This window comes from Acinetobacter sp. N1-1, assembly GCF_056711485.1.
Map to the genome: position 1 here is coordinate 1 of NZ_JBWXUO010000003.1, position 8,908 is coordinate 8,908.

Annotated in this window: 9 protein-coding genes and 1 pseudogene; 6 read left to right on the forward strand and 4 right to left on the reverse strand. The window is 32.0% G+C overall.

Annotated features, from left to right (window positions below; translation table 11 throughout):
- Positions 1-79: 79 nt before the first annotated feature.
- Positions 80-706 (reverse strand): SMI1/KNR4 family protein, encoded by a 627-nt coding sequence (locus AC1MPL_RS00020; protein ID WP_479763237.1) that lies wholly within the window; start codon positions 704-706, stop codon positions 80-82.
- A 626-nt stretch (positions 707-1,332) separates the two neighbouring features.
- On the opposite strand from AC1MPL_RS00020, the gene mobV reads away from it, so the two are divergent.
- The 5 genes from mobV to AC1MPL_RS00045 all read left to right on the forward strand — a co-directional run bounded on the left by mobV (position 1,333) and on the right by AC1MPL_RS00045 (position 5,976).
- Positions 1,333-2,979 carry a MobV family relaxase gene (gene mobV, locus AC1MPL_RS00025; RefSeq protein ID WP_479763239.1) on the forward strand — a complete coding sequence of 549 codons (1,647 nt, stop codon included), beginning with the start codon at positions 1,333-1,335 and terminating at the stop codon, positions 2,977-2,979.
- 901 nt (positions 2,980-3,880) lie between these two features.
- Positions 3,881-4,795 (forward strand): replication initiation protein RepM, encoded by a 915-nt coding sequence (gene repM / locus AC1MPL_RS00030; RefSeq protein ID WP_479763241.1) that lies wholly within the window; start codon positions 3,881-3,883, stop codon positions 4,793-4,795.
- Between the two features lie 67 nt (positions 4,796-4,862).
- Entirely contained in the window at positions 4,863-5,390 is a 528-nt protein-coding gene (locus tag AC1MPL_RS00035) for a plasmid replication DNA-binding protein (protein WP_479763243.1), read from the forward strand.
- A gap of 57 nt (positions 5,391-5,447) precedes the next feature.
- Positions 5,448-5,693 (forward strand): type II toxin-antitoxin system RelB/DinJ family antitoxin, encoded by a 246-nt coding sequence (locus AC1MPL_RS00040; RefSeq protein WP_237414099.1) that lies wholly within the window; start codon positions 5,448-5,450, stop codon positions 5,691-5,693.
- Positions 5,683-5,976 carry a type II toxin-antitoxin system RelE family toxin gene (locus AC1MPL_RS00045; RefSeq protein WP_479763244.1) on the forward strand — a complete coding sequence of 98 codons (294 nt, stop codon included), beginning with the start codon at positions 5,683-5,685 and terminating at the stop codon, positions 5,974-5,976. Before AC1MPL_RS00040 ends, AC1MPL_RS00045 begins: the two co-directional genes overlap by 11 nt.
- A gap of 72 nt (positions 5,977-6,048) precedes the next feature.
- On the opposite strand, the pseudogene AC1MPL_RS00050 reads toward AC1MPL_RS00045, so the two are convergent.
- Positions 6,049-6,139: pseudogene (locus tag AC1MPL_RS00050) on the reverse strand (IS5/IS1182 family transposase); the annotation flags it as partial.
- 164 nt (positions 6,140-6,303) lie between these two features.
- Between AC1MPL_RS00050 and AC1MPL_RS00055 the strand changes: the two are divergent.
- Entirely contained in the window at positions 6,304-7,257 is a 954-nt protein-coding gene (locus tag AC1MPL_RS00055; protein ID WP_479763246.1) for an acyl-CoA desaturase, read from the forward strand.
- A gap of 389 nt (positions 7,258-7,646) precedes the next feature.
- Here the strand turns inward: AC1MPL_RS00055 and AC1MPL_RS00060 are convergent, their stop codons facing one another.
- Positions 7,647-8,069 carry a MerR family transcriptional regulator gene (locus AC1MPL_RS00060; protein WP_479763248.1) on the reverse strand — a complete coding sequence of 141 codons (423 nt, stop codon included), beginning with the start codon at positions 8,067-8,069 and terminating at the stop codon, positions 7,647-7,649.
- Between the two features lie 23 nt (positions 8,070-8,092).
- Entirely contained in the window at positions 8,093-8,365 is a 273-nt protein-coding gene (locus AC1MPL_RS00065; protein WP_479763249.1) for a hypothetical protein, read from the reverse strand.
- Positions 8,366-8,908: the final 543 nt, after the last annotated feature.

An 8,908-nucleotide genomic window follows, 5' to 3' on the forward strand; every position in this document is an offset into this window, starting at 1 on the left:
TCGGTTAAAAAATATCAAGAATGTAGTTAGTGTAAATTAAGAATGGAAGGTATACCTTCCATTCTTAATTTTATCGTGACTATGAGAAATCAGGTCTAGCCCATCTTTTACTGTTATGCCAATTTATAATATCTATTGTAGAATCAGTTTCTAAAAACTCATTTCCATCTTCTAAAGCATCTTCATTTAGAAAATATAAATTATCTTCTAAGTCAGTTGAGAACTGTTTAACTAATTCAGCTATAGAGTCAGCAACTAAAATTCCAACATCATAATCATGATCAATAAAAATAATTTGTCCTAACTTTCCTTTCTCAGTAGGATCCAAATCTAAATACAACCCCGTTCTTCCACCATCGTGAGCAAAAACAATCCACTTTTGATTATGTGAATTATGGGAGTTAATCTCAGGATCTGCATAATCAAGTGAAAATTGCTGGTTCTCTAAATCGATATCTCTTTTATTTTCTATATCTTTTAACGACAAGAACTCCATTCCTTGAAACAGACTACCTAAATTTTCGGTATCATTCATGCCATTATGCCAAAGATATAAATCTTTAAAATCTTGAGGTAGCTCCAAATTAGTTTCTTTTTCAAAATTATCTAAATCTAAAACTACTACAGGAGAATTTAATGATTGACCTATAATTCTTTTTGCATGCTTATGTAACCATAGCTCTATAAATTTTAAATTTTTTTTCATTATTTAGACGACCTAAATTAATTTAATATCAATACCTTAAATACAAATACTACTTTGTATTCTAGAATAATCAATCCTTAAGGGTGATTTAATTTCATCAACACGTCTATTCAAATACTCTATTTTTTAATTTAAGTGCTTTTTTATTCGAATAATGAAGAAACAATACTTAAAAATGCTGCAACAGTGTCTAAAAATGAAGAAACAAAATGACTTTATGTTGAAACAATCAAACTTTATGCTGCAACAATTCAGCAAATATTGAGAAACAGCATCAAAAATGATGTAACAAAACCGAGTTTATGCTGAAACAATGCAAGGAATCACTAAAAACGCAATAAAAAAATGTTGAAACAGTTTTTATTTTCATATTTTTCTAGGGATTGTTTGATCCATCTCAATGACTTTTTATTTCTATATATCTATTTGATTATATTTACTTTTAACTCTATTCAACACTCGGATTTATGCGCTTTTCGGGGTCGAGGGGAAGCTCCCCTCGCTCATGGAATAATTTAAATAAAATTTATTTTTTTAAATTGTGTAGTGAGTACTCTTTTGGGGCTCCCAAAGATCGAGCGGCCTGTTATGGTGATCTCTTCGATGATTCTTTATTGGAGGGTTCGATGAGTTTCTTAATTTTTAGAACAAAGAAGTTGAAGTCTTTCGGTGAAATCTCAGGTTCCCTTTCTCACAATTATCGCACACGAGAAACTCTGAATGCCAATCCTCAAGAAACACCAAAAAATGAGCATTCTCATCAATCAGCAGACGAAGTGTTATCTGGAATCAAAGATCGTATCCCGCAAAAGGTGCGTAAGAATGGTGTCTTATGTATTGAAACGTTAATGACAGCTTCTCCGGAATGGCAAGGTTGGCATGATCCGAGTAAAGAAGCAGCATTATTTGAGAAGTCTAAAGCGTGGTTGATTGAAAAGTTTGGTGCAGAGAATGTGATCGCAACCAGTATTCACCGGGATGAGACAACACCGCATCTCGTAGCCTATATTGTGCCATTAGATCTTCAGACCAATAAACTAAATGCGAGAAGGTGGTTAGGCGGACGTACAAAGCTATCTCAATTGCAAACAGATTATCATCAAGCCGTCACCCAACATGATCAATATTTTGGCTTAAGACGAGGAATTGTGGGTTCAAAAGCTAAGCATACAACCATTCAGCAGTTTTATTCTCAGATCCAAGAACCTGTCTTACCGAATCAAGCATTTGAGCATGTACAAACACAGATTCAGCCGATTTCTACACCCATACCAGCCAAACCGTTAGACAGTCAGCTCATTGAACCAGCGTGGATAGCATCTGTAATTTATAAAGATGTGGCTTCACAGGTAGATGAAATCCATGCCCAATATCAACAAGCAATGCAAGATATGCAAAATGCTTATGCGCATCAATTGAAAGTCGCCCGTATAGAAGTAGATAAAGAACGAGAGGCGCATCATCGTGCAATTCGAGTAATTGAAGATGAAAAGTTAAAAGTTGAAGCGTTACAAAAAGAGCTCAAGGTCTTTCGCGAGTATAAGAAGTTTTTCCCACAAGAATATGCCCAGCTTGAGGTGCATATCCAACTTAAATTACAAGAACATCAAAAAGCATTAGATCACCAACATAGTTCTTCTGCAAAGTCTGGTCTCATGCATCAAAAGCAATTAAAAAAGACAGAGGATCAACGTATAGCGTCTGTCAGACAACGCTTTGAACATAATATTGAACACGCGAATAATCTCGCTGAAAAGGAAGTCTATACACAGAATTATGACAACTGGCAAAACAGTCAATCATCAGATGTAAAGCAAGCGTTTAAAGATATCTCTGAAACGTATAAAAGTACTCCTTTTTACGTGCTGCTTAAACAATTGGTTGACAACCATTGTCATGAAGCTTTCTTAGATGAACAAACCGAGGCACTACAAACCTTTAAACCTGAACAAGTATTTGCACGAGTTCGTGATCACGTTGCTGAGAATATCCAGATGTGTCGTCTTGCAGAACAGTATTTATATCAAAGGCAGTTTGAATTACCGCCTGAACGTACAGAATTAAATAAAAAGATAGAGATCTTACGCAACTGCGTTATTCAAACTGAAGAGATGCTCAGAGAAAAGAGCTTTGCTCAAGATGTCGAACGCAAAGAAAGACAAATGAGAAATGAAGCCTATGTACAAAAGGTTGTACCAACACTTAGAAAACCTCCTCAACCGAAAATATCTCATGATCAAGGCCATCAATATCAAGGACTAGAAATTGACTAAAATAAGGCAAAAAATAAGTTAAAAGTCCGATTATTGATTTAAAAATAAGTTATTTTAGCGATAAAAAATGATTATATGGTTATTAATTCATCAGAACGATCTGTATGAATTTAGAGCTAAAAACGCTGACAAATTGAATAAATATTAATCTAATATCGCCTAAAAACATGATCTTAATCACACAAAATATGTTTTTATATAATTTTATTAAGCGTTTTTAGTTATATATATAAAGTCTTTTTAAATATGAATCTCATCAACGATACTGAATTCAGTCAAGTGATTTGGCTCACCCTCTAGCGATATTTTAGTTTTTATATGCTCAACCAGTCTTTTGGTTGGGCATTTTTTTATGGAGAAATAGACAGATCAGTCTACTAAAGAAATGAATCAATTAAATCTGTTATCAGCAGATAAAACTAAATCAATAAATTAATATATCTTAAAACGCACTCATTTGCGTTCTAAGCAACGAAAAATAAAAATATATAGATAGACATATAAAAATAGAAATAAGCACCTTAGTGAGCCTTAGAATGAAAATTAGACCTATCTTGTAGTATCAATCCATACCAAATATCAAATTAAGTTAAAAATACAGTATCTGATTTCATGAAAATATTCATATTCTTGAATACAGATTTTTTATAAAAAAATAGCTTTAAAAAAAGAAAAAAAGGTTTTTATTGTTTTTAAATGCTTTTAAAAGCTTTTAGACAGGCTGTAATCCTTTAGTATCAATGCTTTCAAGATCTATAAAACGAGGTTTACCTTGCATTAAAACGAGGTTTACCTTGCATTAAAACGAGGTTTACCTTGCATTAAAACGAGGTTTACCTTGCATTAAACGAGTTTGTATTATAACCTCGTTTTATTCTAAAAATATAACTACTTTCGATGTATGAAAAAAGAAATTATTGTTAAAGATAATGCATTGATTAATGCAAGCTATAATCTTGATTTAGTCGAGCAAAGATTAATTCTTTTAGCTATTGTTGAGGCAAGAGAAAGTGGTAAAGGGATTAATGCAAATGATCCTCTTAAAGTACATGCTGAAAGTTATATTAATCAATTTAACGTACATAGGAATACTGCTTATCAATCACTAAAAGATGCTTGCGAAGATCTTTTTGTAAGACAATTCAGCTACCAAAGCCTTAGTGAAAAGGGGAATGTAATAAACCATAAATCAAGGTGGGTCAGTGAAGTAGCTTATGTTGATAATGAAGCAGTTGTAAGATTAATATTTTCTCCAGTTATTGTCCCTCTAATTACAAGGTTAGAAGAACAGTTTACAAAATATGAAATGCAACAAATTAGTAATTTAACAAGTGCTTATGCTGTTAGGTTGTATGAAATATTAATTGCATGGCGTAGTACGGGACAAACTTCACTAATATTACTAAATGACTTTAGAAGAAAAATTGGAGTATTAGATACTGAATATAAAAGAATGTATGACTTTAAAAAATATGTATTGGATATCGCGATAAAACAGGTAAATCAGCACACTGATATTATAGTAGCTGTTGAACAACATAAAACTGGTAGATCAATCACAGGCTTTTCATTTTCTTTCAAACAGAAGCATACTGAGAATAAGTCATCAAATTTATATAAAAAACTTTCTTTAGAGTTATCAAGTTCACAGATTAAACTTTTTTCTAAAAAGCTTTCACAACTACCAGAAATGTCAAAGTACTCAGAAGGGACTGAAACTTACGATGAGTTTGCTGTCAGAATTTCTAAGATGCTGGAAGACTCTACGAAATTAAAGGAATTAACTCCTCTACTTAAAAAAGTTGGCTTTCAATAGTATGCCTTATTTGACATTGTTAAATTAACAGTAAAATATAACTAGAAATTAACACCTAATTAACACTATGAAAAAACTATCAGTTTCAGATTTAGCTAAGTTATATGGTATTTCTAGACAAGCTATATATGCTCATATAAATAAAGGAAATTTATCTAAAGGATCTGATGGTCTAATAGATTTCTCTGAGGCTTTGAGAGCATTTGGCGAACCTAAAAAACAGGAAAAAAATGTTAAACTTAGTCAATCAATTGATAGTAATACATTGACAGAAGTTGACACTCTCAAACGTCAAGTTGACATGTTAGAAAAACAGCTTAATCAAGCTATTTCTAGAGAAAGCCAATCATTTGAAAGAGAAATTTTTTATCAAGCGCAAATTGAGGCGATGCAACGTTTATTAGAAGCTCCTAAGCCTAGTAGTAACGAAGATACTCAGAAATCAAATACAAATGAGGTCAATACTTCAAGTTCTGAAGCTGAAGTAGATATGAGAAAAGAAGAAGGATCAGAGAATATTGAATCTATACAAATAGATAATTCAAAAGCTGAGAGAGTAGGTTTTTGGCGAAAAATTTTTAGGTCTAAAAATTAGATTTGTAATGCAATTTGCATTACAATAATTTCTTTAGCTGTGTATTAGGAAAAATTAATGGCTACAGTCAACTTTAGAGTTAATGAAGCTCTTAAAGAGAAGTCTTATTCTATCTTACGTGAACAGGGAATTGCGCCTACAGAGCTTTTTACAAATGTTTTGGAGTATATAGCTACAACTGGCAAAATTCCTGTACAAAAAGCTTTACTTTCAGAAGAAGATACCGAGTTATTAGCAATTGTTCGTAAACGTATTAATGATCCTAAAGAAATGTTTGAGGAATTTACTTTAGATGACTTATAAGCTTTTACGTCATAAGGACTTTACAGCTGAATGGGAAAAGCTTCCTAGTGCTATAAGAGATCAATTTAAGAAGAAATTAGCTAAGATAATAGAACAACCGCATATTCCAAAGAATATGCTTAAAGGTGATCTTGCAGGTTGCTATAAAATCAAATTATTAAAGGCAGGTGTCCGACTTGTTTATCAGGTCAAAGATGATCAGGTAGTTATTTTGCTAATTACTGTTGGGAAACGAGCTGATAGCGTAGTTTATAATGAAGCAAAAAGTCGGATTAATGATTAAAAATGGAAGCTTAAGCTTCCATTTTTTGTATTTCGCATAATCAATATTATGTTAATTTTAGGAAAACTAAGAAAACCTAATCGCAATATTCCCACGATTAATGAGAGCTCAGTTGTGTAGACCAATTGGTTGTACGATAAATTTTAGGTATGGGCTTATTCATTCTAAAATTATATTGCTGAAATGAGAGAGGAGATTTTACCAAAATCACATTATAAGACTAATATTGAAGATTTTTAAGAAGTGAATTAGATTCATTTCTCTGTCTGGAGTAGTTGTTTTAACTCCATTTCTAGCCATGTTTTTCATAGTAAAAGGTTTGATTTGATGGAAAAAAATAGAGGTGCTTCAGAAGTTGCATTTAAAGTTAATTCACTAATTCTTAATGAAGATGTTAGTCCCTTAACAGGAAAAATAATATGGGATAAATGGCATTCTCTCTGGAACTCATTTATTTTTTTGACTGCAACTATCTTAGCTCCTATCTATTTTACATGGCCTGCATTTTTTGTATTTTTATTAATCAGTGCCTTAACAGTTTGTATGGGGTATTCAGTTGGTTTTCATCGTAAACTCATTCATCGAAGTTTTAAATGCCCTAAATGGGTCGAATATTTTCTATTATGGATGGGAACAATCGGTGGTATAGGTGGTCCGCTTTGGACTATCAAAACTCATGATATACGAGATTGGGCTCAACGGCAGCCAAGTTGTCACGACTTCTTGGCACATCGACAAAGCATGCTAAAAGACGCATGGTACAACCTACACTGTAAATTTGTACTGGATAAACCACCTGAATTTAATCCTGGCAAAGAGATATTAAATGATAAGTTTATTCTTTTCCTTGAAAAAACCTGGATGTTACAGCAACTGCCAATAGCTTTAGCTTTATACATGTTGGGTGGCATACCATGGTTAATTTGGGGTATATGTGTCCGTGTTGCTGCATGCACAACGATGTATTGGTATATTTCATATTTAGCGCATACAAGTGGACCTCAAAGTTGGCTGGTTGATGGTGCGGGTGTTCAAGGTCACGACGTTCCCATAATGGCAATTCCAACATTTGGAGAAAGCTGGCACAACAACCATCATGCATTTCCTGCATCAGCTAAACATGGATTATATAAAGGTCAAATTGATATTGGATGGCATTTTATTAGATTATTAGAAGTTTTTGGACTTGCATGGGATATTCAAGTGCCAAGTAGGCTTCCTAAACGTGAAGGCATTACAGCAATTCGCGAGGATGCAAAGTACATTTATAAAAAAGATTAAGCAGCTACTGAACTTTCAAAAGAATTTAGAATAATTCTCTTGGCTGTACCCGTATAGTGGTAGTTATTATTGAATCTTTAGTACAAGATTACGGTTCTATCGCATTAAGGAAAGTTTGAGCGAATATTGAACTTTCTAAATATAATATACAAATACTTAGATAACTTGCTTCACTTAACATAATGGTAAGTTACACGGAAAGGGAGCTATTAGCTCCCTTTTGAGCATTTCGGATAAGCTGTATTATGTTAATTTTAGAGTTTCTAAAACTATCTTCTTAAGTAAGTTCTTCATTTTTCAAACTGATGTTAATCATTTTTTGATTTATACAAGAAGTTGAAGTTAATGCAGACCCATGTAGGTATCTACATAAAAAGGCATAATTTTTATTATGACTTATATTTTGTTAGGTTATATAGACTCTCAATCATATTCATTATTTTTTCCTGATTTTTGACAAAACTATTATCTTCAATATATTTTTTAATATCATTGAGAGTACATAGTCCATATTCTAATAACTTAATTTGCTGACTAATCATTTCTATTTTTAAATCAACTATCTGATTTGAAATAAGATTACACCTATCAGAGGGAGACTTTCTTTCAAGCTCAATTAACTGTTTAATTTCTTCCAGACTGAATCCTATTCCTTTCAAACATATAATTAATTTCACCGCTTTTTCATGTTTATCGCTATAATTTCTATAACCATTTGCTAGTCGATCAGGAATGAGTATCCTAATTTTTTCATAAAAACGTAGAGTGTCTAATGAAAGATCGTGCTTCTTAGAGAATTGACCAATATTCACCTTTATATCCTATCTTTTTATATCTAGTGGTACCCTTCAACATAATCTTTGAAGGACTTATTCATGATCTCAAACTTTACTTTTGTTGGATGAATAATCAAATAATTGAAAATAGGCACAAGTAATCCAATAAAATCCTCTTTATGAACTAATTGAGTTGTCTTGGCATCAATTTTAGTCAAAATGAACTGATGTCGACCATTAAATAATCCATTTATATAAAACTGACCCTCCCATTCTAAATGATAGTCATTGAGCTTTTTTACGATAGGGTTCATTCGAAATTTTACGTTCATATTTTCATCATACAAATTTACAGTAATTTTTTGGCCTATATGAGTAGGAAAATCATCAATACTAAATAAAGTATTCCACTCTGAATAAGATGAAGTACATGTAAATACATCCCAAACATATTTTACTGGTTTATTTATAATAACTTTTGTTTCTATACTTTTATGTCTGAATAAAAATATCAAAAAGATAAGAAGTGTAATGATCGCAAAAGTTAATTTCATGTGAGAACTGTCTTGATTACTAACTGAGACAATTATTCTAGGGTTAGAGTTTACTCTAGTCTCAAGACAAATTTGGCCATAACATGAAATGGATTGGATCTTATTCAAAATGCCACAATTTGACCTAAATTTTGAATATTAAAAATTAGTTTTCAACTTTTATTTCCAACTAGGAATGGCTTTTAACCCTATATTTAACATAATGGACATTACCCGAACTCTTTCTTAATTAATTATTGTTTATCAGTGCCTTAAATATTTTACATAATACGAAAAACACAAAAAAAACCGACTCGGAAATAAGTCGGCTTTTTTATGAGC

Coding starts and splice junctions, on each gene's coding strand:
- AC1MPL_RS00020 (WP_479763237.1), bottom strand. CDS start 706: ATGAAAAAAAATTTAAAATTTATAGAGCTATGGTTACATAAGCATGCA.
- mobV (WP_479763239.1), top strand. CDS start 1,333: ATGAGTTTCTTAATTTTTAGAACAAAGAAGTTGAAGTCTTTCGGTGAA.
- repM (WP_479763241.1), top strand. CDS start 3,881: ATGAAAAAAGAAATTATTGTTAAAGATAATGCATTGATTAATGCAAGC.
- AC1MPL_RS00035 (WP_479763243.1), top strand. CDS start 4,863: ATGAAAAAACTATCAGTTTCAGATTTAGCTAAGTTATATGGTATTTCT.
- AC1MPL_RS00040 (WP_237414099.1), top strand. CDS start 5,448: ATGGCTACAGTCAACTTTAGAGTTAATGAAGCTCTTAAAGAGAAGTCT.
- AC1MPL_RS00045 (WP_479763244.1), top strand. CDS start 5,683: ATGACTTATAAGCTTTTACGTCATAAGGACTTTACAGCTGAATGGGAA.
- AC1MPL_RS00055 (WP_479763246.1), top strand. CDS start 6,304: ATGGAAAAAAATAGAGGTGCTTCAGAAGTTGCATTTAAAGTTAATTCA.
- AC1MPL_RS00065 (WP_479763249.1), bottom strand. CDS start 8,365: ATGAACGTAAAATTTCGAATGAACCCTATCGTAAAAAAGCTCAATGAC.